The sequence below is a fragment of the Streptococcus sp. 2018WUSS126 genome, from assembly GCF_044427425.1.
GTDB lineage: Bacteria > Bacillota > Bacilli > Lactobacillales > Streptococcaceae > Streptococcus > Streptococcus hashimotonensis.
Window position 1 is genome coordinate 45,300 of sequence record NZ_JAOTGB010000004.1, and the last position, 25,488, is coordinate 70,787.

General features: G+C 35.4%; 22 protein-coding genes and 1 pseudogene. 3 read left to right on the plus strand and 20 right to left on the minus strand.

Going from position 1 to position 25,488, the window contains the following annotated elements; translation table 11 throughout:
• Window positions 1-26: 26 nt before the first annotated feature.
• Genes ODU34_RS02580 through ODU34_RS02600 form a run of 5 tightly spaced genes read right to left on the minus strand, consistent with a single transcriptional unit; the run spans window position 27 to window position 7,477 of the window.
• Window positions 27-2,159: an alpha-amylase family glycosyl hydrolase gene (locus ODU34_RS02580; protein ID WP_044670859.1), complete on the minus strand. Its 2,133-nt coding sequence runs from the start codon at window positions 2,157-2,159 to the stop codon at window positions 27-29.
• A 10-nt stretch (window positions 2,160-2,169) separates the two neighbouring features.
• Complete coding sequence (locus ODU34_RS02585; RefSeq protein WP_023369590.1) at window positions 2,170-2,997, minus strand: sugar ABC transporter permease; 828 nt, start codon at window positions 2,995-2,997, stop codon at window positions 2,170-2,172.
• On the minus strand, window positions 2,994-4,304 hold the full coding sequence (locus ODU34_RS02590; protein WP_044670860.1) for a carbohydrate ABC transporter permease: 1,311 nt from the start codon (window positions 4,302-4,304) through the stop codon (window positions 2,994-2,996). Before ODU34_RS02590 ends, ODU34_RS02585 begins: the two co-directional genes overlap by 4 nt.
• Window positions 4,305-4,312: 8 nt before the next feature.
• Window positions 4,313-5,767 (minus strand): extracellular solute-binding protein, encoded by a 1,455-nt coding sequence (locus ODU34_RS02595; RefSeq protein WP_022540577.1) that lies wholly within the window; start codon window positions 5,765-5,767, stop codon window positions 4,313-4,315.
• Window positions 5,768-5,776: 9 nt separating this feature from the next.
• Entirely contained in the window at window positions 5,777-7,477 is a 1,701-nt protein-coding gene (locus ODU34_RS02600; protein ID WP_013730216.1) for a glycoside hydrolase family 13 protein, read from the minus strand.
• Between the two features lie 63 nt (window positions 7,478-7,540).
• On the opposite strand from ODU34_RS02600, the gene ODU34_RS02605 reads away from it, so the two are divergent.
• Entirely contained in the window at window positions 7,541-8,335 is a 795-nt protein-coding gene (locus ODU34_RS02605; RefSeq protein WP_023369586.1) for a LacI family DNA-binding transcriptional regulator, read from the plus strand.
• A 459-nt stretch (window positions 8,336-8,794) separates the two neighbouring features.
• Here the strand turns inward: ODU34_RS02605 and ODU34_RS02610 are convergent, their stop codons facing one another.
• Both ODU34_RS02610 and ODU34_RS02615 read right to left on the minus strand, forming a co-directional pair.
• Entirely contained in the window at window positions 8,795-9,571 is a 777-nt protein-coding gene (locus ODU34_RS02610; protein ID WP_044679035.1) for an InlB B-repeat-containing protein, read from the minus strand.
• A 277-nt stretch (window positions 9,572-9,848) separates the two neighbouring features.
• A complete protein-coding gene (locus ODU34_RS02615) occupies window positions 9,849-10,064 on the minus strand; it encodes a YdbC family protein (RefSeq protein WP_004194749.1) in 216 nt (71 codons plus the stop codon).
• 91 nt (window positions 10,065-10,155) lie between these two features.
• Here ODU34_RS02615 and ODU34_RS02620 point away from each other — a divergent pair, with 91 nt between their 5' ends.
• Window positions 10,156-10,479 (plus strand): hypothetical protein, encoded by a 324-nt coding sequence (locus ODU34_RS02620; RefSeq protein ID WP_014735563.1) that lies wholly within the window; start codon window positions 10,156-10,158, stop codon window positions 10,477-10,479.
• Between the two features lie 212 nt (window positions 10,480-10,691).
• On the opposite strand, the gene ODU34_RS02625 is transcribed toward ODU34_RS02620, so the two are convergent.
• The gene (locus ODU34_RS02625) at window positions 10,692-11,978 is read right to left on the minus strand and encodes a U32 family peptidase (protein WP_015646557.1); all 1,287 of its coding nucleotides are present in this window, start codon (window positions 11,976-11,978) and stop codon (window positions 10,692-10,694) included.
• Between the two features lie 175 nt (window positions 11,979-12,153).
• Window positions 12,154-13,083: a peptidase U32 family protein gene (locus ODU34_RS02630; protein ID WP_398578360.1), complete on the minus strand. Its 930-nt coding sequence runs from the start codon at window positions 13,081-13,083 to the stop codon at window positions 12,154-12,156.
• A gap of 160 nt (window positions 13,084-13,243) precedes the next feature.
• On the opposite strand from ODU34_RS02630, the gene ODU34_RS02635 reads away from it, so the two are divergent.
• Window positions 13,244-13,537, plus strand: coding sequence for a DUF3270 domain-containing protein (locus ODU34_RS02635; RefSeq protein WP_398578361.1), 294 nt, complete (start codon window positions 13,244-13,246; stop codon window positions 13,535-13,537).
• Window positions 13,538-13,580: 43 nt separating this feature from the next.
• Here ODU34_RS02635 and nmlR read toward each other — a convergent pair whose 3' ends face one another.
• From nmlR to ODU34_RS02690, 11 genes and pseudogenes are all read right to left on the minus strand, one after another.
• Window positions 13,581-13,991: a stress response transcriptional regulator NmlR gene (gene nmlR / locus ODU34_RS02640; protein WP_012775003.1), complete on the minus strand. Its 411-nt coding sequence runs from the start codon at window positions 13,989-13,991 to the stop codon at window positions 13,581-13,583.
• 88 nt (window positions 13,992-14,079) lie between these two features.
• Window positions 14,080-14,244, minus strand: a pseudogene (locus tag ODU34_RS02645) (phage tail protein); the annotation flags it as partial.
• Window positions 14,245-14,374: 130 nt separating this feature from the next.
• A complete protein-coding gene (locus ODU34_RS02650; protein ID WP_044679036.1) occupies window positions 14,375-15,208 on the minus strand; it encodes a class C sortase in 834 nt (277 codons plus the stop codon).
• 236 nt (window positions 15,209-15,444) lie between these two features.
• The gene (locus ODU34_RS02655) at window positions 15,445-16,935 is read right to left on the minus strand and encodes an isopeptide-forming domain-containing fimbrial protein (protein ID WP_024381540.1); all 1,491 of its coding nucleotides are present in this window, start codon (window positions 16,933-16,935) and stop codon (window positions 15,445-15,447) included.
• 100 nt (window positions 16,936-17,035) lie between these two features.
• Window positions 17,036-20,314, minus strand: a complete 3,279-nt coding sequence (locus ODU34_RS02660; protein ID WP_398578362.1) for a SpaA isopeptide-forming pilin-related protein — start codon at window positions 20,312-20,314, stop codon at window positions 17,036-17,038.
• An 18-nt stretch (window positions 20,315-20,332) separates the two neighbouring features.
• Window positions 20,333-20,935: a signal peptidase I gene (gene lepB, locus ODU34_RS02665; RefSeq protein ID WP_172004968.1), complete on the minus strand. Its 603-nt coding sequence runs from the start codon at window positions 20,933-20,935 to the stop codon at window positions 20,333-20,335.
• Complete coding sequence (locus ODU34_RS02670) at window positions 20,925-21,224, minus strand: hypothetical protein (RefSeq protein WP_023369568.1); 300 nt, start codon at window positions 21,222-21,224, stop codon at window positions 20,925-20,927. Before ODU34_RS02670 ends, lepB begins: the two co-directional genes overlap by 11 nt.
• A 1,442-nt stretch (window positions 21,225-22,666) precedes the next feature.
• Entirely contained in the window at window positions 22,667-23,515 is an 849-nt protein-coding gene (locus ODU34_RS02675) for a bifunctional methylenetetrahydrofolate dehydrogenase/methenyltetrahydrofolate cyclohydrolase (protein WP_024380045.1), read from the minus strand.
• Window positions 23,516-23,644: 129 nt separating this feature from the next.
• Window positions 23,645-24,379, minus strand: a complete 735-nt coding sequence (locus ODU34_RS02680; RefSeq protein ID WP_002943067.1) for an amino acid ABC transporter ATP-binding protein — start codon at window positions 24,377-24,379, stop codon at window positions 23,645-23,647.
• Window positions 24,372-25,061, minus strand: a complete 690-nt coding sequence (locus tag ODU34_RS02685) for an amino acid ABC transporter permease (RefSeq protein WP_002938702.1) — start codon at window positions 25,059-25,061, stop codon at window positions 24,372-24,374. Before ODU34_RS02685 ends, ODU34_RS02680 begins: the two co-directional genes overlap by 8 nt.
• A 125-nt stretch (window positions 25,062-25,186) precedes the next feature.
• Window positions 25,187-25,417, minus strand: a complete 231-nt coding sequence (locus ODU34_RS02690; RefSeq protein WP_002938704.1) for a DUF1797 family protein — start codon at window positions 25,415-25,417, stop codon at window positions 25,187-25,189.
• Between the last annotated feature and the right edge of the window lie 71 nt (window positions 25,418-25,488).

The following is a 25,488-nucleotide window of genomic DNA, read 5'->3' on the forward strand; positions in this document are numbered from 1 at the left end:
GGAAAATCGTCGTACTAATATACTATCTATTTTTGCCAATTTTGAATAAATGTATCTGCAATTGTTGATGTATTCAAAACATGGTTCGAACCACTCTCCCAAGTAACTTCTCCACTTTGATTTTTTTTAATAAACTTGTATTCTATCCTAGTATTAACTGGTAGATTTATATCGTAAAACCATGATGGATATTGTGCTATAGTTGCAGTTGAATTGAAGAATGTCCCCACAGCCTTTTCTGGATTCCAATTACCAAGCTCACTGACATTACCAACTACATACACATTCTCTCCATATGATGTCTCAGCATTATTTACGATAAAACGAACAGGAACTTGAGTTGCCGTTAATATTTCAAAGTTTGAAAAAATAGTCTCCATTCCACTCTGATTCAATACCTTTACATTATAAATTCCAGCAGGAGTTTCTGGTATTCTAACTTTAATAAGCGTATCAGACCACTCAACTATATCCGAAAGTGTATTTTCAAAATAAACTTGACCTACTTCACTACCAAATCCTGTTCCTGAAATACTAACCTCATTTCCACTAATACCTATTGAGGGACCGATGTTTCCGATTGATATGTCACTATTTTCATCACTATACACCCACACTCCAACTTCACCTTTGCTCAGCTCAAATGAAGCTACTGCACCATTTGAATCCACAGATATGGAATCTGAATATAATAGACCACTCAATTGATCCTCGTAATTTCCTAATGGTAAACTTGTATATAAATTTTCTATTTTGTAACTACTACTTCCTTTGTTAACTGCAATCAAAGCTACAGTAGAACCAAATTTCCTCTCAAAAATGAGCACATCTGAGTTTATCCACCTCTCTTGTGTCGTACCATATGCCAAAGCTTGATTATGTTTTCTCAAGTTTGACAACTTGCTTATTACTTTATATGCATTACTATTTTTATTGAAAGAACTTATATCAGACCTATTCTCTGGATCATTTCCTCCTTGATCATATTGTTCACTTCCGTAATAGATTGTCGGAACTCCTCGAGAAGTTAATAAAAGTGCGTAAGCTTGATTCACTGCAAGTTGATTTCCATTAACTAATGTTGAAAAGCGACTCATATCATGATTATCAATAAAGGTAACCTGATCATTTATTTCTTCGTAGTCATTTTCAGTCGCTTGCAAAACATTATAAAAATCCAGCATTGTAAATGTATCACTCGAATAGAGATTTCTAATAGCATTTGCAAATCTAAAATCTAATAAACTCATACCACTATTGTTCGCGAATGATGTCATTTCTACTTCGGCCTCAGTACCTCCTGTATACCATTCACCAAAAACAAATATCCCCGTCTTCTCATAAATATAGCTCAGCCAATTTTTTTGCCAACCAAGAGACATATGTTTTACTGCATCAACTCTAATTCCATCAATTCCATAATCTATCCATGATACGATAGCATCTTTAAGATATTTATCAATAGTTGGATTAATATTATTCAAATCTGCCAATCCATATAAACTATGATAAATCCCATTTTCATAAGTGCTATAGTCCGTCCAAGACTCATGATTAAATATACCATCAACATCATTTGAGAATGTCCCAATTAAATTTCCATTTCTAAATAAAGCCCCATCTTCAGGAAAAGAATAGCCCGAATATTCTGCGGTTGAAGTATGATTCGGAGCAAAATCAATTACTATTTTAATATTATTTTCATGTGCAATGGATACCAATTCTTTAAAATCCTCTTGTGTCCCAAAAGCAGAATTAGTATTAAAGAAGTCTCTAGCCCAATAACCATGATATGAAGCACTATTACTAGTAGGGTCTATACTAGTAATATTTTCAACAGGTGAAGATATCCAAATTGCTGTAATTCCGAGATCTGTTAAATAGCCATCCTGAATCTTCTTTATTATTCCTCGCCAATCTCCTCCATGATACTTCCTAAGATTTGTAGTATCAAAAATCTCACCTGATGGATTATTAGTCGAATCACCATCATAAAACCTATCGGTAATAATTTGGTAAATAACATCCGATGAAAAATCAACCTTATTGTTAATTGAATTATAACTTTCTGCATTAATAACACTAAATTTTGTTGTAACTAAAAATAAGATAATAATAGGCAGTGCCATTAAATAATCTTTCCAATAAAATTTCTTCATCATTCACCTCTTATTTTACTGCTCCAGCGGTCAAACCATTGACCATATTTTTTATTAGCAAGAAATATAACACTACAATTGGAACCGCAATAAATATACTTCCTGCTGCAAAACGTGCAAACTCTGTCTCATCTAAATTCATCAAGCCAACAGCAACGGTATAAAGATTTTTTTCCTTCAATAATAATTTTGGTAAAATGAAGTCACTCCATGGCCATGCAAAATTGGTTAATGCTGTATATGTAATAATCGGCCTAGACAACGGCAAATGGATATGCCAAAAAATTTGAAAACTCGTAGCTCCATCCATTCGGGCTGCTTCATCAATGCTATAAGAAATGGTATCAAAAAAACCTTTTTGGGTTAAATAACCCATTGGAGCTGCTGCACTATATATTAATACCAATCCCCACAATTGATTAATTAGGTTAAATTGAGTCATCAGCAAATAAACAGCAATCATCCCCATAAATGACGGAAACATACCTAGTACCATTGTTGTCTTCATTAATGCATTCTTTCCATTAAAATAAAAACGAGACATTGCGTATGCTGTTAATATGACTAAAAATGTTCCCAGTATACAGCTCATACTTGCAATAAACAACGTATTTAAGAACCATCTCGGATAGTTATATAGATCTGTATCTGTAAACAAAGTTATAAAACTTTTTAAACTATAAGATGTTGGAAAAAAGCCATCAAATGAATAAATAGTGCCTGATTGAGAAAATGAGGCTAATATCAACCAAATACAGGGAAAGAGAAAGATAAAACTTACCAAAATAAGCATGCAATATATCCCTGTACTTTGTAAAAAGTGAGACCATTTTCTCATAAAAATCTACCTCCTTCCTTATAAGAAGATGTTCGAACGTAGACAGAAAGTGAAATAACAGAAGTTAATAAGAAGATTATTAGACTAATAGTAGCCCCTATACTATAATAATTATTATCAATTGAAAGATTGTATAACCAATTAATTAGTAAATCTGTATCACTTGCTAGAAAATAATCATCTAAATATAACCCACCTCTTAGGAAATAAAAGATCCCAAAGTTATTGAAATTACCGACAAACTGACCGATAAGGACTGGCGTTGTCGCTGTCAATATATAGGGAAAAGTAATTTTTGTAAATTGTGCCCACTTATTTGCACCATCAATTTCTGCTGCTTCATAAAGTGATGCGTCCCGATTGGATAACAAACCAGTTGCTAATAGCATAATTGATGGTACTCCAATCCAAGCGTTTACCATAAGGCCAATGACACGAGCTGACCACTTGGCATCAACATCAAGAAACCCTATTGCTTGAAACCCCTGGTTTTGCAAAAGTTGATTGATTGGACCACCATAAGAAAACATGAATTTAAATGCCAATAAGCTAATAAAACCAGGTATAGCATAAGCCAAAATAGGAAAAGCTCTCCAAACCACTTTCCATTTGACACGTTTATTTGAAAAAAGTAACGCTAAGGATAAACCACCAAAATAGTTTAAACCTGTAGACAGAACTGCCCACAAAATATTCCAGCTTAAGATTTTAAAAAAAGTTGGAGCAAATTGAGTCAAAGAGACTATTTTTACAAAATTTTGAAGTCCAATCCAGCTTACTAATTCTGGAGGAACAATTTTTCCACCATAATTCGTAAAAGCAATTAATATCATAAAAATAATTGGAAGGACACTAAACACCATAATTCCTAAAACTGGAAAAAATAGGACAAAAGCTGGAAAGTTTCTATCAATTGAAATTTTTATCTCCTCACGGAACGATGGAATCTTTTTTCCTTCACGTATTAATTGATCAACATATAATGCATCTTTGATATTTATAACATACAAATATATAGCTAGTGAAAATATTATGAAACCCAAAATTCCCATGAGTAACATGATAATCGAATTGTCACCTTCTATTCCAAACCAGGTGTCTGTTTTTTGTGTTCCAAGTGTAAAGAATCCTATTATATCTCTAAAGCCTCTAAAAAATAAATAACTTAAGAAAAATAATTCAATTCCAAAAAATAGTATTCCTTTAAATTTTTGACCGAGAAGAAATTGGCCAAAACCCATGCAAAATAAAGATGTTTTAGCTTCGACAGATGCTTTTCTCAAATCTATTTTTCCATGCTTAAACATATTTTCTCCTATTCTAGTGTATGAATGGCATCACTAATTTGCTGAGTCACTTTTTCAAGTCCTTGTTTAAGATCTTGATTAGTTCTAAATTTTTTCTCTGATTCTGCGCGAAAAACATCTTTAGTAATATCAGCAAAAAATGTTTGAGTAGGGGTCCAAATTTGTGATACAGCCGAATTTGATGGCATTAATACAATATTATTATTTTCGAGCTCTCCATACACTGCTTCTGAAATTCCGCCGATTTCCTTTATTACATCTGATCTGGTAGGCACAATACCCAACATTTCATATCGTTTTAAAATATTTTCATAATTTGTAGCAAAATTTACAAAGGCAAGACTTGCATTTGGACAAGGAGTATAAGCACTAATTGCATAACCATTCACTCCTCCCATTGTTTTTGTGTCAATCAGCTCCGAATTAACATCCGTTAAATCACCACTTTTAGGTAATTGAGGTAAATTAACCATTACCAGATTCTCACTTGCTAAAGTCTCTGCCTCAATTGTAGACATCCCTTGGTGTTCATAATATTGAATCAATTCATCTAAAAAGGTTGAATAAACATCTGGTGTAGACATTGTTGCAAAAAAAGTCCCATCTGCAAGTTTACTATATGCACTTGTAGTTATCGTATCATCAATACTTTCTTCATTCATAGCTGAAGCCAATTGCTGAATAACTTTTGCACCTTTTTCCGCATCCCCTGATGCAAATCCAATATCATTTGTATCTAAATTATCATTTCCAAAAATATATGCACCATAAGAAAACAAGAAACCGCTTGAAAAATATGAATCATACAAGGATTTCATATAGCCATATTTAGAAGAATCGGCAGCATGACGTTCTTGTGAAAATCTCAGTAAACTTGACCAAGTTTCAACCATGTCTGGGATTTGATTTTTATTGTCATCCCACTTACTTTCCCAATCAACTGGTAGTAAATCTTTGCGATAATACAGCATAGGTGTCTGAACATTCACAGGGACACCTAGAGTATATGTTGTTCCATCTAGATGATATTCAAATGCTTTCCATGCCATTGAAGAAGTTGTTTCATATGCATCCAAATCTTTTATTGGGAGGGGATAAATGTGTTTATCTTCTGCATATTTCATAATGACATCATTAGCCTGATACAGAACATCTGGTCCATAACCATAAGGACCATCATTAGCCAAATCAACATACTGATCTATGTTTGCATCTACTGCTATAATATTTTCATCAGCATACATTTCATTAAATGCTGCAATAAGTTCAGCAAAATATCCCTTTGAAATTGCTGTATTGTTTTCAAGAACTTTAATTGTAGCCCCATTTTCAAGTTTTCCAGTAAATATCATACTGTCATTCGTTGATTGATTCTTATTAGGAATAATCGGTGGACTAACACTAGCTAAAAACAAGCTTGTAATTGCAGTTACAGATATAGCATAAAGTGTTTTGAGTTTCATTTTTTTCACCTAAAATTCATAAAAAATATACCCATATCGTGACAAGAATCCATCACTATCTAATCCCCTAGATACAAGAGGAGTGCCTTCAAAGCAAATCTTCTGTTTTTTTTCATCCAAATTTAAGAGGAAATGCACACTCTTTTCTTGCCACTTACGCTCCACATGAACCAATTCTCCTTTATTCAGAATTGATATATCACCATTCTGGATTGAGGTATTTTTTCTTGTAGATATGATTGCTTTAATATTGTTTAAAAATTCGTTATCCCATTCCTCTGTGTTCCAATTAAAGGTCCTACGTGAATCGGGATCGTATCCTCCTTCCAAACATATTTCTGTTCCATAATAGATACATGGAACACCTGGAAAAATAAACATTAAAGCCAAAGCAGCTAATACTTTATCTTTTGAATTTCCAACCTGTGTAAAGATTCGATGTGTATCATGGGAATCCAATAAATTTAAATTCATTTGGTTCACCTGTGTTTGATTCCTCATCAAAATATGATTCAGTCGTTCCACTAAATCTTTAGCCTTAAATCGGTCAAATGCGAAACAATCTAAACTTGCTTTTGTAAAAGCATAGTTCATTATACTATCATATTGATCTCCCATTAAATACGGATATGCATCATGCCAATTTTCACCAATTAAAACACAATCTTGCTTCACATCCTTGATTGCCAATCTAAATTGTCTCCAAAATTGATGAGAAACCTCATCAGATACATCCAATCGCCATCCATCAATATTTGCTTCTTTAATCCAGTACAGTCCAATATCTATCAAATGTTTTCTAACTTCTGCATTCGAGGTGTTCCATTTTGGCATATAGTAACACGAAGCAAAGCATTCATAATTAACCTTTTCAATATCAGGGAAATCACCATCAATCATAAACCAATCATAATACGGAGAATCCTTCCCTTGGTTGATTACATCAATAAATTCTTTTGAATTCATACTGCAATGATTAAAAACAGCATCCAGAACAACTCTTATCCCTCGCTGATGACACTTACTAACAAGTTCTTTTAAATCTGCTAAAGTCCCAAATTGTTCATCAATCTCATAATAATTTTCAATATCGTACTTATGATTGGTGGGTGATTTAAAAATAGGAGTTAAATACAAAGCATTAATTCCCAAATCTAAAAGATAATCCAATTGATTAATAATTCCTCTCAAATCTCCACCAGCAAAACTTTTAGGTGTTGGCAGGTCTCCCCAAGACATATCAATGTATGACTGTTTTTTTAAGTTATCACCTTTAGCAAATCGATCAATAAAAATTTGATAGAAAGTACTCTCCTTCAACCAGTCGACTGTAGGAAAAATATCAATTTGATTAATGTATGGCATTTGAAAAAAATTATAAAAACCAGTATCAAAATGATAATACTCAGTTAACCCATCTTCACTGAAAAAATAGCTTTGTGTATTTTTTTCTAGTCTAAAGATATATGCTAATCTTGTATCCGTAACTTTTAAATTTATTTCAAAATATGCAAATGTATTATCCTCATAACGAAGTGGAACTCTTAACTCCTTCCTGTCGAAATGATAATCATATTTTTTTCCATATACAAGATAGATATGTGTGTCTCTATCCTCTTTGGCCGTTCGTATCCTAATTACAACTTCATTTTGATCTATTGCAAAACAATATCTTGAATCTGGAATATGCAAAATTCCTGCTTCATTCATCACTTACATCTCCTACATTATTTTTAAGTTGACTTTTTGTTTTTTTTTTTATATAACAATCCTATGAAAAAGATTACCATAAAAGACGTTGCACGTGAGGCCGGGGTCTCCGTTGCTACTGTTTCCTACATTATCAACAATCGTGAAGACCAAAAAATTAGTCCTGAAACGCGTAATAAAGTTCTACAAATTATTAATTTATTGGACTATACTCCTAACCAAGCCGCAAAGTCACTTGTAACTCAAAAATCGCAAATTGTTGCCCTTCACTACAAGGAAGCCGAGTCCTATTTGCAAAAAGCCGAGCAACTTCATTTCATCAATAAATTAACGAACTTTCTACATAATAAAAATTACTATTTAATGTGTCTTAGTGAACATTACATTGAAAAAATAGATTTAGCTGATGTAATATTAACTCTTGACGTGGCTAAGGAAGATTTCTATAAAATCGGGAATGCCAATTTCTCGCCTCTAATTGCCCTTGATAGTTTTATTGATGATCCTGTGTTTTTTCAAATAAATTCAGATTTTCAAAAATTAAAAAAACAGGCTATACAATATTTTGGAGAGACTACTTTTACTTTTGTATCTCTGCCAATAAATGATGAAAAAAGAAAAGAATTAATTCAAAATACATTTTCTTCAATTAAATACGTTAAATCAGTGGAAGAACTAGATAACTTTGATTACAAAAATGTTTTAATTATTGATTCAATCTTGGAACAATTAATCTCGAACTATTACAACAAATTGTATATCTCAGGTTTCTCAGATGAAAAATTTGAAAAAATTTTTCAAGCTATCGAATGGGCTTCACAGCGTATTGAAATCAATAATCATAACATTGTTGTTTAGAAAGTTAGAGTAGCTATTTCTCGAGATTACATGCTAATACTTACTCATTTTCAAGTCCCTCCTCAGACATATAAAGCACCGCCATTTTGTTTATTTATTGTAATAACTCTAACTATTTATGAAACATTGAAAATTGAACAAACTTGGTTCTCATCATAAACTGCAAGCGTAACTTGAATTTGACGTGGTGAGATAACAAATAATAAAAGAAAAACTAATAAACAGTGTCACTCCAACTGAACAACAAAATATTTAAATAATTTAAATAATTTAAATAATTTAACTAAATTGTCAAAAATTAAAATCAAACTGGATAAGGGAGGAAACAATTTTCTCCCTTAAAAATTCCTTCACTCCTGTGTCAGCGAGTTTTTCAACAAATTTTTTATCTTGTTGAAAAAACTCGCTTTTTTAAAATTTCACAAACGGTTAGATAATCTAATTCATTTTTTAAACTTACTAGTTTTCATACGTCCAAGCAATCGTATCAAAATTATTTATATTAAAGGATTCTTTCTTTGCTTCTGAATATTCGGAATTTTCAGTGTCATAAGTATCTTCAGCAGGATGTGTAATTAAAGTAAATGTATATGTTCCTGATTTTGCAATCTTAATATTCGACCGTTTGCTTGAAGTTTCACCAAGACCCCCAGAATTTTCAAAATAAGTTACACCATCTTTCTCAATTGTCTCCAAATATCCAAACCCTCTTTGATTTTCCCAACTACTATTTATTGCAAATTGAAATTCGTCGCCTTCTTCTAAATTCATTGTAATCGAATAAATATTGCTTTCGTTACTCTCCTCTTTTATGAGTTTATGCTTATCACTTACGTTTGCCCCCCAATTTGATTCTTTAAGAATCTCACTATTTCCATTCCCTACAACAATAAAACTCCGGGTATCTTCTTTATAAGCTGAGAAACCAGCGTATAAGGATAAATCGCTTGTAATATTACTACTCTCAGTGAATTTTCGTGAAAAATCTGGTTTTACATACCATCCAACAAAGGTTTTTCCCTCCTTTGAAGGAGTGTATTTTAGTATATCTCCTGTTGATTTTACTTGCTCAGTTTTTAAAACTGTTGTGCCATCACTGTCATAGTAAGTAACTTTGTAGTTTGAAACTTCAGAAACAACTGAATTAGTCGAATTTGCTTCTTGGGAAGCTTGAGTGCAGGCAACCAAATTTAAAGAAAGTGCTGCAATAGTCAAAAAATATAGACATTTTTTCATGATACCACCTCGGATATTAATATTTTTCTAACTTAACTTAAACGTTTAAGTTAAGTTAATTTTATTGCAATCGCTTACAAATGTCAATACTTTTTTCCTAATTTTTATAAATTTTATTTAATATCAAAAAAATATTAAATTAGTGAAATATTAAATTAGTTATGTTTTTCCGAATTTCAAATAAAAAACATTATGGACACATAATCTAATCCATAATGTTCTCTTCATTATTATTCACTTTGTAGAATTATTCCTTCTTCGCTTAGGCTTCATTCGTTTATTTATTGGCAAACGCGTCGAGTAGAACTTGAAATTCCTCATTGCTAAGAGTGATCCCTTTCCCCATCTTGGTATGGTCAGGACTCCAGGTACGGATGTCATACTTGGCTGGTGCGCCATTAAAAGATACTCGATTAAGCTCCTTGGTCCATCCTTTATCATTTTCAGATAAGACCAATAATTTTTCTTCAATTTCAAATGTAAATTCTGCCATTTGTTACCTCCTCACTTATCTATTCGAAAAAGCTTGTCATTTTTATAAAAATTAGATAATATAATTATATCAAGTTTGAAAGGATTATGCCATGAAGAGGTTTTTAGAAGTTATTTTCGAGCAGTTCACCGTCTTTTTAGAACATGGCAAAGCTCCTAAGTCTATTGAGCCAGATAGCAAGGAAGAAATCAAGAATAACTTGGAGCTGGCTTTATATAAAAAAGCTGCAGTCCATGTCATCTATGGTGATCGTAGTTTCACAGGTGACATTGTGAAATATGATACCGATCGCCAACGGATTATCATGAAAAATTTCAAACGTCAGGTTACAAGCATTATAAAAATCGAGGACATCAAAAAAGTCACCTTGGTTCCAGATAGCATCAAGACTTCTCAACAACAAACAAAAGGCTGAAATTTCAGCCTTGCAGATTGAAGAAAAAGTCCATTTTGGACAATTTTCTTCAATCTTTTTTCTTTATGTTGAAAATTAAAAACTCTCAGAAACGCCGAAATATCAATGTTTCTAAGAGTTTAATGACTTGCTATCTTTCGCAAACTTCTTAATTTTTTATATTTTTAAGAGTTTATCTACGTTCTGAGGCTGAAATTTCGGCCTTTTTATGTTTATGCACGAATAGTTAGGGATTGCCCATCTTCTTGGTAGAGGTTGATGAGGCCTGATTTGCAGGCACGAATCATGTCACCAGGATAGATTTCACGGTCTAGTTTGATGGTCAGGAGTTCCATCGGCTTGTTGGCACGGTCAATCTTTTCTCCATTTGAATCATGCAAGTCCTGAATAGTCGTTTCAAAATGACGGAAACCTGGTCCGTAAAACTCTACTTGGTCACCTTCGTTGATAACATTACGCTGACGAATGGTTGCAGTCATGGTTTCCTTGTCAAAAGCCACTACTTCGGCGATGAATTTGTATTCTGGAATCTTACGGCGGGCTCCAAAGAGCTGCTCATTTTCACTCGGCGGGCTATAGTAGAAACCAGTTGCCAATTCACGTTGGGCAACCTTCCACATCTCATCAATCAGGTCTTGCTTGATCGCTTCAAACTTTTCTGGGCTTTCAAGATAGGCATCTACCGCAGCCTTGTAGCAGTTGGTCACTGTTGATACGTAGTGGACAGATTTCATACGGCCTTCGATTTTCAGGCTATCGACCCCGTTTTCAATCATATCTGGAATATGGTCGATCATACACATGTCCACCGCAGACATGGAGAACTCCTCTGGGATTTCCCCTTTAATCGAACGACGTTCTTCGCCAAATGGGAGGTCGTAGAGATTGTACTTCCAACGGCAAGACTGGGAGCAGCCACCGCGGTTAGCATCGCGTTTGCTCATGTGGTTAGAGAGAACGCAGCGACCTGAATAGGAAATACACATAGCTCCGTGAACAAAGGCCTCAATCTCAACGTCTGTCCGTTTACGGATTTCAGCCACCTCGTCCATAGTCACTTCGCGGGCCAGGACGACACGAGTCAAGCCCAATTCCTTCCAGAACTCGAAGGTCTCATAGTTGGTGGAAGAAGCCTGGGTTGACAGGTGAATTTCAAGGCCTGGCGCTTCAGTAGCACAGATAACGATGAGAGCCGGGTCAGATACGATAACGGCATCCAAGCCCATGTCACGCAATTCACGGAACCAGGCTCCTGCTCCTTCTTCATTGCCTTCGTGAGTGACCATGTTGGCAGCTACATAGACCTTGGCACCACGGGCATGGGCATATTCAATCCCTTCCCGCATCTCGTCCATGGTAAAGTTCCCTGCTCGGCTACGCAGACCGTAGGCCTGGCCGCCAACAAAGACCGCATCAGCACCATAATCAATGGCAACCTTCAATTTCTCCAAAGTCCCAGCAGGTGACAAGACCTCGGGACGCTTTAATGTTTTTGACATAATATACTTCTTTCTATTTGCAGGATAGAATACTGTAAACGATGTTGTTTCACTCGGAAACCTAGTGCAGAGTTTAGAAAATCGCCCAAAGGCGTTTTCGTGCTCTGACCTTACATAGTAAGTGACAGAGCTAACTCTGTCAGGCTAAAGTAAATAAATTCTGCTATAAATATTGTTATTTAACCTTATTGCGGTCAAATTCGTAGAAGCCTGTATCCAAGCCACGTTCAGCTGGATGGAGCTTTCGTACCTGTTCATCCAAAAGGAAGGCCTGATCATAAGTGAAGTCGCCTTTTTCAATCAAATCTCTTGCTTGAACAAAAAGCTTAACAATTTCAACAAAATTCTGACCAGGGCAATAGATACCATCAAGTTTCCAATTATGATAACCATGTTCATCTAATTCTGACAGCTTGGTCATCATATCAATGTCATTGTTGATAAAGATATGGGTACCGTGCTTGTCCTCAAAGATAGAATAGTGGCTATCTGGGTCGCTCGGCTCAGCTAAGAAAAGTCCGCGTCCACGTGACAAATCTGTCTCATCAGCTTTTGTAAAATTGTAGTAATTCTGTAACAAGGTTCGTTTAGAATGGTGAATAACAGAGGCGCCGTAGACCAAGATTTCCGCTGGCATTTCCAAGTTCTTAGCAATATCAAAGAGTTCTTCTGATGGAATCTCTCTTGCCAAAACAGCCTCTACTGCTCCATGATCTTTCCAAAAGTTAATCTGACGGCTGGAGGTCACAAAGACAGATGTGTCATAGATTAGCTTGAAATTGTAGCCGTCACGTTTATTGATGTAGAAAATTCCAGTATCTCCGACAACCAGATAATCAACCCTGATTTCCCTCATTAGCTCCATAAACGGTTTGACATTGTCCATCATATCTTGGTGCATGAGGGCATTGGCAGCGACCGTCAATTCCTTCCCAGCGCTATGAACTAGCTCTGCTATTTCCCTAAGTTCATCATAGGTAAAATTTGTTGGGATGCGAAGGGCATGGTCCTCTTCCCCAACATAAATACGGTCAACTCCTGCTACAAGCAGTTCTTTGACCTGCTCAATACTTTCAGCTGTTGCTGTAATGATAATTTTTTCCATAAGGATAATTATATCAAAAAGAGAAATATCTGATAAGTGACTAGCCGTGTTTTAATATTCAGACTTTTCTAATATCCTTCTTGTAACATTATTGTAATATAAATGACATAATAATTCATCAATGATATGGTATTCTTTAAAGAGCAGAAAAGGAGACGATATGCCATTAAGACACTATCAGTCCCATGAGTACCAGTACGAAGAGTATATCCCGAAAGAGAAAAAGGCTAATTTTCAAACCTATCAAGCAAAAAATGCCAATAAAGAACGTCTAAAGGAATTGTTGTTTTTTGTTAATATCGCATTTTTTAGTTTGATAACAGTCATCGCTAGTTATGTCTATCTGTCTGTAGGCATTCCTGTTTTTATTGCCATCATATTGGCAAGTGCGACGGGTTTTCTTGGACTACGTTTGGTTCAAATTGGACTAAAGAAGAAATTTAAACCCAAATAAGTTATCAGAAAAAATTAATAATGAAGTATGAAGACAGAGAAAGTTATTCTCTGTCTTTTTTGCATGAACCACTGCCGTCTGTAAACAATTGATTTTCTGCACCTCTTAATATAGTCTGGTAATTTTCTATCTTATAATCTAAACGTTCTAGAGCTTGCTGAATTTTCGACAAGCGTGACTGCAGGACTTCCCGTTCCTCTTTTAGTAAATCAATCCGGGCTTCCACAGTACTATCGCCAGCCTGCACCAAGCCCATATACTCAATCAAGCGCTCAATAGACATACCAGCACTCCTAAAACAGCGAACAAATTCCAAAACGGCTACATCATTTTCCACAAAGTCCCTTACTCCAGAAGATTTTCTTGCAATTTTGGGAATAAGCCCTACCCGCTCATAGTAGCGAATGGTATCTGCCGATAGACCTGTTACATCACTAACTTCTTTAATGTTCATATCCATTCTCCCTTCGTTTTGTATATCTATTATATACCTTGAAGTCAAGTATGCGACAAAAAATCTGAGTTTCCCCAGATTTTCTCCCCTATAAATAGTTACCCTTGACAACGAAGAAAGTGCCACGGATTTCCCCAGCTAGTTTGGAGCGTTGGCGGGTAAACTTGAATTTGCCTTCAAATTCTTTGGGAATTTCAATGCCATAGCCGACCGCTCGCTTGCCACCTTTTTCTAGCGTATAGAGGACATTGACATATCGTCATTTGGTTTATCTTCTATTTCACCTTTTGGATGATTGGGAGTTGGAAAAATCTCCCTTTCCTAAGCTTAAAAGCTAAAGAACAAAGTCGAATAGTCTGACATTCTTTGCGATACTATCTAAGTCACATAAACAAATTTACTTCTTTTTTTACAAAAAATAAACTCCAAAGTAGTCCTAATAAACATAAAGCAATAAAAGGAGAAACCAGTATAGGTTTTACAATTGATCCTTCTGAGACTACTTGCCTAGCAAGTAGTTGATTTTCAATTCGATGACCTCTAACTAATAATCGGTGGCTATTAACACCATAAGGTGTGCAAGTCACAAGGGTTACGAAATCCTCATTCGGATCTATCATCAAAGGAGATACATCATCTGGAGTAACCGTAATAATTTTATCAATTTCGTATGTCAGAGTGTTATCTAAAACTTGTATCATAAATGTGTCCCCTATAACCAGCTGATCTAAATCAGAAAACAGTTTTGCAGAAGGCAATCCCCGATGTCCTGAAATAGCAGCGTGACTTCCCTGACCGCCAATGGGAAGGGAAGTCCCAGCAAGGTGACCTACTGCTACCTGCAATACGGCATCATCCGTTCCGTGATAAATAGGTAACGTTGTCTGCAATTTAGGAATTTCTACATAGCCCATAATACCAGTATCTGTGATATTTAAAATTGAGTCATACTTTTTTAAAGCTACACTGTCTATATTTAAATTAGGTATTGTCCCCTTTTCGAGCGTGCTATTATATGCACTGACATTTTCTAAAATTTTTTGTTTTTCTTCTTTTGAAATATCCAATAATTTCTCAGAATAAGTAGCTACTGCTTCTGATTGATAATGTGAGTTCCAATAATCACTTACTGTTGGATATAATAACAATAATAGGCCAGTTATTAAGAAAAAGACTAGCAGACTCGTTATGTAATTATTTTTAGATCTGGAAATCATAATAACCTCATTTTGAAATAATAGGAAAAGAGGCTGGGAAAAAAGTCCAGCCTCGCTTCTCAGAGTTCGTGTCTACATCTCAGCGTAGTGGTGGATTGGGTTTAACAGTCCAGTGGACTGTTAAAGGTTGGAGATAGGAGCTGCAAAGCAAATCTCAGTAATTCATGTTTTACACTTCAAATCTGACCTCTACGACTGTTCGAACAAGTTAGCTTAATTTCCAACCTATTCCAAATTTACTTAAGGTCTACACGTTTCTTCGTCACAAGAAGGACTGCTGAACTGATTGCAAACAATGCCCCAATAAGGTAAAGCATCTTTGTCCCAACGCTACCTGTTGACGGCAGTAATGAGCCTTTTTTATTAATGACATTTGTTGAGAGAGAGCCATCTTGTAAGTTTGAAGTAAATTTCAATTCTTCGTTACCTGATAGTTTATTCAATGTTGGCATTGCAGACTCAATAGTATATTCCGCAGTAATTGTAAACTCAAGTGGCTTGATTGTATTGTAACCACTTGGAGTGGTAGTTTCTTCTAATTTGTAGTCTCCAGCATCAAGGCCTTTAAATTCAAATTTAGTCAGTTCGCCACCTTTTATTTCTTCACCAACCTTTTTCCAATCATTCTTTACTTTTTTATAAAGAGTAAATCCTGCACCTGTCAAAGCCTTCCCATCCTGGTCTTGCTTATTTACAATAGTTTGGTATGTAAAGACAATAACTACATCTTTCGGTGTTCTGCCCTGTCCTTCACCTTTAGAGTTAGGATTGTTTGAGTACACTAACTCAACTTCATTTCGATTTCCCTGTCCACCAATAACAGCTTCTGAAGTTAATGTTGCTGTATATTCTACAACCACTTTCGTTTTAGAATTGATTTTCTGATCTTCAATAGATTTCAAATTTTCAATAGAGATTTGAAGTTCATTAGGATTTTTACTAATTTTAAATTTGTCTGTGACTTCGACTCTATTTTTTCCTTCGTTTTCTAAATAAACTTTAGCATCTTCATTATATTTCAACCCCTTAGATAAAGTATCAACAAATTCAAGGTTATATGTTTGATAATCATCAAAATTACTTGGTAGAGTTGCTGTCAATTTAAAAGGAACTTGGTCATTAAAATCATAATCTGCTGCATCTTGCCAATTTGATTCTACACCTGTGGTATCATTTTTATCTTTAACTTTCTTTTCAATGGTTGGAATGTCACTTTTCAAAGTAGCTTCTGCATCTCCGACAACTTTCAAAATAAAGCGAGTATAAGAAGTATTTGTTTTCTTATCCATAGCCTCTTGTGAAAAATCTTTATCTTTAACTAGGTAGTAACCCGGTTTTAACCCAGAGAGAATTGTCTTATCAGCGGTACTCACAACTGATTTTGAAGGAGCCCCTTTTAAATGTTCTCCAGTTTTAAATGCAAACTCCTTAACTTTGTTAGAGTCGTCATTTTCCTTACCTAATAAATCTACAATATCTGTTACCTCTGTTTTTCCTTCAAAAGTAAAAGGAGTAACATCAGAGCCCCATCCAATATTTGAAAGTGTCTTACCGTCTTCTGAAATTTCACCTTTAAAAATTTGGTAAGCTTCATAGGTATGACCAACTGTTGTGCCATTAATTGTTAAACTGTAATTTCTAGATTCCTCAGCAGAAACCTTTAGAATACCCAAGGCATAGAACATGACTGTAAAAAATACTGTAAAGATTGTTATTAACTTTTTCACGAAAATATCCTTTCTGACTTAAAAAATTTTTTATAAAATAATTTTTCACCATTTTCTGCAGTTATAGCGCAGTCTCTCCTCTATAACGCATATAAATGAATCAACTATACAAATTAAATTTATAGAATAGTCCTCCCGCAACAACCAGTAATACTATTACTCCCAATAAGTAATACATGATTACACCTGGTCCACCTGTATTAGGCAACACGTATTTTCGGGTAGAGACGTTTCTTATAGTTATTATCCCCGAAACAATGGCTGCATTTTCTGGAGTGGTTACATCCACCTCATTATTCTTAGATTGATAGCTAGTGTTATAACCAATTATTGGATGCTCCTGTACGAAATAACTGTACGTAACAGTCTCTCCTTCTTCCTTACCTTTTTTAGGAAGTTCATGATATGTCCTACTCCAATTCATCGTATGATTGAGAGCCTCACCACTCAAATAATCTTTTATAATTTTACGTCCATCATCAAAATGAACTATTTGCTTCAAATCATAGCTAATCTCTCCGTTCACACGGTCCGTTGGCTGCTTATCTGCTGTAAACCATTGTTTATTGACCGTAATGCTTGTCATATTTAACTTCTGGTTTTTTATTGTCAATATCCCCTTAACAATAGCTGCTTCTGCTGGATTTACCGTATCAGCATTACTCTCATTCAAATAACAAACACTATAGCCTGGTAGGGAGACTTCCTCTACATAATAAGCATAGCTAACCTTTTGTTTAGCTTCATTTACACCTGATATTGGTAAATTATCATACCGTTTTGTCCATTGTTCAGCCGCAGTTAAGGTCTGGTTAGCTTGATACACTGTTGTTGTCTTCGTTCCATCTTCTGTCGTGGAAATTTGGTTAAGATTATACGTAATAGAAGAAATTGTTGGTTCTCCAATCTCACTTCCATCCTCATTTAACCACTGCTTCCTTACAGTGATTGATGTTTTTGTTGGCACAACTTCTTTTTTATTACTAATGGTAATAACCGGGGTTTTACGCTCTGCTTCTCCAGCTGATTCAGCCTGTGATGCAACAACACTTGCACTAACACTAACTGAATTGCTACTCCATCCTGTAAATCCCCATGTCGCTGTCATATTGGTAGCAGCAGTTGGAACCCGTAATTTTTCTGTAATTTTAATTAAGAAACCATTGCTATACTTACGAGTTGCAGCATCATAAAATTCATCCTTTTCTATGATGATTGTTGAGGATTGTGGATTATATTGAGCACTAGTTATTCTCTCTAATCCATCAGTCTCTCCATGCATACTATCAGGCATATAGGTATGTTTAAGAGCATTTGGAACCTTAAATATTTCAAGGTTAGTAATATCAGTTTGACCTTGGTTATCAAGAGTAATTTGATGTCTCGACCAAAGCGAACTGGAAACATAATCTCTAGATAAATCATTCCCGTTATTGATATAAATAATTCGTTCAACTTCTCCAGTAAGGCGATTAACAGAGGCTACCTGATTACGAATTTTTAATCCTTTAGCTACACCGCCCGGCATCTCTCTGGAAGCCCCATAATCAATATAAAATGTTTTTAAAGGTTGAACTTGCCCATCTATAACATTTGTAAAACTTTGTTTACCTGAATAAGGTACATTCTTTAAATCCGCTCCCATAGTCGCATAACTTGCTGAAAGCTTGATATTCTGTTCTCGTCGTACATAATCATTGAATGTATAAATAAAGCTATTTGTCGCTTCATCATACCTTCCTGTAGCTACAACCGTATCTCCAACTTTCAAAGGAATAGGCGGTAAAGTACGTTCTCTAATCCCTGTAGGTGATAATTTACTATCCAACTTAATTGTGAAGGAATCTCCCGGTTGAGTATCTGGTTTAACTTTAAGTTCAAAAGCTAACTTTATAAATTCTCCACTGGTCATCCACACTGCATCTTCATTATCTTTTTTTGTATCACTTCGCGTTGAAGTCAGCTCGTATTTTAATACTTCAACTACATTTTCTACTTTAGGCTGTCTAATGACAGTATTGCCTCTAGACTCTGATATTTTCTCTTCAGATGTTGAATTGGTGGATTTTATATATTTGGCTTCCACAATTCCGTAATGATTAACTCTGATTTCATAGTAATCGTTCAATAACTGATAACCTTCAGGCGCTTTAGTCTCTCTAAGGGTATACGTTCCTTTCGTTAGATTTGAGAATACAGTCCCCTTTGAATTGTTAGTGGTAGTTATCGTTTGCATAACTTTACCAGTTGAATCAGAAAGAGTAAATACAGCACCTGCTAATACCTTCCCTTTCTCATTTACTTTCTTCAAAGTAAAGCTTCCACTTTGTTCAGCTATCTGAACATTTGACGCCGAGCGTAAAAAGGAATCCATTAAGACAGTTGCTTCTGTCACTTCTCTTGTTAATACAAAAGGATCTTCCTTGCTTCCATTCCCTGTTTTATTTACCAATTCACTATTTGTTGCTGCTCGTTCAATTATTCGATACGTCGCTGAGGAATTTGCTACATTTTCCCATACTAACTGAGTAGAAGTTGCCTCATCCGGCGCTTCAATACTTTGAACAGCATTTTCAACTTCTGCTATTCTCCACGAACCATCTTCATTTTGAACTTGCAATTCTATATCAATAACGTCATCACTATCAAACTCATTCCATTCTTTTCTTGCATATAAAGTGATAGGCTTTTCAGCTGTCTCTACTAGTGTGTAGTTGAAGAAAGAATCTGAAGAAAATTCAATACTGGTGAGTCCTGTTTCATCTGCCTTTATTTCTGTTTTATCTGTTAAATCTTCAACACTATCTAAATCATTATTTTTGAAATGATAGAACTTCCATTTTGTCGAGCTTTTTTCTACAGGTATACTATTTTTAAATGTAAATGAAACTCTCACTTCTTTTTGAGGTTCGATTTTTTCTCCTGATCCAGTCAAAAAAGAAAGTTCGTAGGAATGAGCCTGCTGAACAATCTGAGAATTTTCCTCAAGAATAGATGATACTCTATCATTATATTTTGTACTATCTTCTGAAGGTAAAACCTGTAATCGAACAGGCTGTTCAAATGTATGCTCCTCATAGTTAACTTGTACAGTTATATTTTCATGTTCAGCGAATAAGCTTCCAGCAGATTGAACCTGTGCCAACTGTGACTCCGCCTGTTCTTCTTGAACTGGCTGTTCTACTGTTGTTGACTGATTATAGACTGATTGCAGAACACTCTCCTGACTGTCTGTCTCTAAAGTAATGGCTGGTAAAATCAGCAAATATGATATTCCAAAAGCCATAATTATTGACAACACCATAGTTATTTTTGCAGTCTTTTTCTCTCGAAAGTGTTGCTGAACAAATTTAAACAATCTTTCCCATAATATTTTCATGTTTTATATCTCCTTCCTTTATTTGATTACTCCCATTTTATGAAATGGCCATATCCGAAAGGTTAACTTTCCAACCAGTTGCTCCTCACCAATCGACCCAATAGCTGTATTTCTAGAATCAATAGATACACTGCGATGATCTCCCATTACAAAATATTGACCTTCTGGAACCTGGTACGGTAGTTTAATATCCGTTTGACCATAGGCCTTATCTTTAACATAGGGTTCGTCTAATGTTTTTCCATTTACATAAACATTCCCCTGCTCATCTATATTTACCCACTGACCAGAAGTTGCTACTACTCTTTTTACCAAAACCTTATTATTGTAGTAGAATGCAACCATATCTCCAGTTGAAAGTGTATTTGTCTTCACAGTTGCCACCATATCACCTGCTTCCAGAGTAGGAGACATAGAGCTTCCATAAATATGTAGAACTGGCAACCATAACATGGCTATTAATACTGCAAGTGCAGCGACAGTAACAAGCGTGAAAATAGTATTTTTTAATGTCTCTAGATACCGCTCTTTATATCGTATTTTATCCAGCTCCTCTGACATTATTGATATACTGGGTAAATCTGATATGGTAACATGATCCTTATTTTTATTAGTCGCCATCCTCATCTGTTCTCCCTATTTCACAATTATCAGATTGTTTATGTGTAACTTTTTGAACTTGTTCAAGATAAATATTTGCAGCCAATTGTGCTTCTTCAAAAATCCTAGTAACTGCTAGAGACGCCTCCGCTATCGAACCAATTTCTCCCAAAACCGCTTCGCGATACTCAATTCTTTTTTCCAAATCTACTAATTTTGCTTGATAAGACTCTATTTCCTTTGCCTGCTCAACCAAGAGTTCAAATAATTCAGAACGCTTCAGTTTTCTAAGGTCTTTTGCATTTAACATTGCTTCTTCCTCTCTCCTTTTTGCTTATATTGCTTTCGCTACAAAATATATGCTTATTTACTTCTAAATATCACCTATCAATCAAAACATATACATTTTTGTGAATATAATACGATCAAATTAGCCTGTACATGATACCAAGCCAATCCCTAGTTTGTCAACAATGCCAATTTCTTAAAAAAACACAAAAAAATCAGAACTTTTTGCACACATATTTTTAAGTTAAAATATGTATGCAAATCGAAAAACTACTTCCTTCTGATTTCTCAAACAATTCCATTAATATAAATATTTTTTTCATAGCTAGTGCATCACTAGATTCCCCTCATTTGTTTCATATATTTTTTTGAAAAAACATACGAAAAACAAAGAAAAAACAATTTATTACATTACCCTGTATAAGGGATAAATTGATTTTAGTAGTGATTTGCAGATTGTAACTTATTTAAAATTGAACATCCTCCAACTTTAGATTTTTAGAAACGCATACACTGCTCCTATCTAGCGATAAATCGGAGAAGAAATATTTAACGAATGATAGAGAAGTTCTTTAAATATAACGTAGAACCTGTATTTGATAACAAATGTTTCTAACTAAATACTATTCACAAACCTCTATCACTCTTATGTGGGTATATGAGTTTTATCCTATTATTACTCAGATAAGGCTAGGAGTAAAACCGTTCCATTAGCAGTTTCACTGAAAACGTCCCACAATCACCTAAAACATTATAAACACAAAATGAAAGAGAGAAAGAACTAAACAGATAATACTCAATGAAAATCAGACTAGGCGACGCAGATGCAGATAGAACTGAAGTTCATCAAATCAAGTCAACAACGTCTGATTTTGATTTTCGAAGAGTATAAAAGAGTTCGGCAATAAATCTTTATTCCCAGTTGTTGAGCTGAAACAATCTGTCTCCAAACGTTTTTACTACACTGGGATGTTGTTCAAACTTTGAGAAATAGTACTGTTTTTTTTGTACAGATTCATTTTTGCATACAAAAAAACCTGATCACACGATCAGGCTTTTCAGGAGATTATGAAAAATATTTAGGATTGGGTATAGTATAACCAATATTACTAAAAGTCACATCCGTCTTAAGACTGATTTATTGAATATGACCAATAAAATAAGTAGAGTCGTTTAAAAATAGACTTATTCATACGGGGACTGCACTCATTACTGTTAGCTACCAAAACTACAAGCATAATTTAAGAACCTGTATTCACAGTTCAACGCTTCTATTCTAAGGCTAGTTTTTAAGCTACTCATCGTTAGTTTTTTTCAAAATACAATCAATATCCCCCCAAAAAATTACCTTGATTAGCTAAATCTGTCTCTTAATATGAGTACTTCGCTTGTAAATACAGGTTCTAAGAATAAAGCTTTACCAAGGCAGGCATAGATATATTTATTTTTATTAAACTCTCTATCTTATTTTGCACTTCTGACACAAGCTTCATAGGTCTGTTCCATCAACATGGTAATAGTCATCGGACCAACACCACCTGGAACTGGGGTAATATAACTTGCCACTTCTGATACTTCATCGTATTTGACATCACCGATTAGCTTGCCATTTTCATCACGATTCATACCAACATCAATCACCACGGCACCTGGCTTAACAAATTCCTTGGTCACAAAATGACCACGACCAATGGCAACAACAAGAATATCGGCCTGACGAGCAAGCTCTGGCAAGTTTTTGGTGCGAGAATGCGCAATCGTTACAGTAGCATTGGCATCCAATAACAGCTGTGCCATCGGTTTACCAACAATATTAGAACGACCAATAACTAAAGCAGACTTCCCTTCCAGCTCAATCTGATATTCTTTGAACATTTCCATAATTCCTGCTGGGGTAGATGGAATCATAACAGGATGACCTGACCAGAATTTCCCCATGTTAGTCGGATGAAAACCATCCACATCCTTATCTGGGTCAATGGCCAACAAGACCTTCTCCTCGCTGATGTGGGCTGGTAAGGGCAATTGCACCAAAATACCATGCCATTCATCATCCTGATTATAGCGCTCAATCAAATCCAACAAGTCTGACTCAGAAATCGTATCTGGAACGCGAACAACCTCACTCTTGAATCCAGCAGCTAGAGCTGACCGCTCCTTATTCCGTACATAGACCTGACTAGCAGGATTTTCGCCAACTAAAATAACTACAAGACCTGGTACCAACCCCTTTTCTTCTTTTAATCGAGCAGTTTTCTCCGCCAAGGCAGCCTGCAATTTTACACCTAGTGCTTTCCCATCAATGACTGTCATACCTACACTCCTTTTGTTTTTTCTATTATACCCTAAAATTCTCCGACTGACTATACTTGTCCAAAGTAGAATATAGCATGTAGCAAAAAACTCCGAACAATATCGGAGTCGTACTTATTTGTTCATTTATTACAAGACCTTAGACAAGAAATCCTTAGTCCGTTCTTCCTTGGTATGTTCAAAGACTTCTTCAGGCGTTCCATCCTCCACGATGACACCGCCATCCATAAAGATAACCCTGTCAGCTACCTCACGCGCAAATCCCATCTCATGAGTCACGATAACCATGGTCATCCCTGACTTGGCCAAATCCTGCATTACAGCAAGAACTTCACCAACCATTTCAGGGTCTAGTGCAGAGGTCGGTTCATCAAAAAGTAGGACATCTGGGTCCATGGCCAGACCACGTGCAATAGCGATCCGTTGTTGCTGACCACCTGAAAGGCTTTGTGGATAGGCATTCGCCTTATCTGGCAATCCTACCTTTTCAAGTAATTCCTTAGCCTTCTTCTCAGCCTCATCCTTTGCAATTCCCTTTGTCTTAATAGGTGATAAAGTAATATTATCTAATACCGTCATATTTGGAAAAAGATTGAACTGTTGAAAAACCATTCCCATCTTTTCACGCATCTTGAAAATATCATTTGACTTGTCAGTAATATCAACACCTTCAAATGTAACAGTTCCCTTGGTTGGCACTTCTAAGAGGTTCATTGTGCGTAAGAAAGTCGATTTCCCTGACCCTGATGGACCGATAATAACGACCACCTGACCTTGTTGAATATCTAAATCAATTCCTTTTAGAACCTCATTCTTTCCGAAGTACTTATGTAAATCCTTGATAGAAATAATCGCATTAGACATGGAACTGCCCTCCCTTGTTCAACTTTTTCTCAAACGACTGAATAATCACTGTTAGCACCGTTGTCATAATTAGATAATAGCTCGCTGCAAATACAAGTGGTGTTAAAGGAATATAAGAAGTAGATTGAACTGTCTGAGCACCGTTCCATAATTCCATCACACCGATGGTTGACAAAAGTGAGCTATCCTTAACAATAGTCACAAATTCATTTCCCAAGGCTGGAAGAATATTCTTGATAGCCTGTGGCATAATAACGTAACGCATCGCCTGCTTTGGTCTAATACCAAGCGAATAAGCTGCTTCCAGCTGTCCTTTTGGTACAGCATTAATACCAGCACGAACAGTTTCAGATACATAGGCACCCGAGTTCATCGAAATAACAATAATACCTGGAATCAAGCGCGTCAAATCAACCGTCAAAATTCCTAGCTGAAAAGTTGGTGCTACAAAATGTGTCATCGCAAAAGCAATCATAATCTGGACAATCATCGGTGTCCCACGGAAAATCCAGACATAGATATTGGCAGTCCAAGCTAAAACTTTATACTTACTACGCTGAGCAAAGGCAAGCAACACACCTAAAATACTACCAAAAAATACTGAGAAAAATGCAATAATGAGGGTAACAATTGCCCCATAATTAAAATAAGCCCAATACTCAGGCAAAAAAGAAAAATTCATTCATCTTACTCCAATTCTGTCATTTAGAGTCTATTATACCATTTTTGAATATTTATGCAATACTTTTGTTTATAATATTCAATTTACACAAGAAAAAAGCACCCTTAGGTGCCTCTCACTTCTTCTTAGTACAATAGCTCATAGATTTCCATTGCAATCAAGTCGATGCTGTCAAACGCGTACGTTTCACGAGCAGCAACATCACGCAAGGTAAATACTGAACCATTTTCCTCGTCATAGCTATAAGCCACTTCTGCAACAACAATACCATCACGTTCGAAATTACGTTTCAACGTACCGCCGTCATTAGCCATAGCCTCCAGACGATTGATAATTCTCACCAAATGTGATTCCATATTCGTTCTCCTAATCCTTTTTATAGGAATATTTTACCACATATTACCAAAAAAGTCTTATTTTTTCCCTA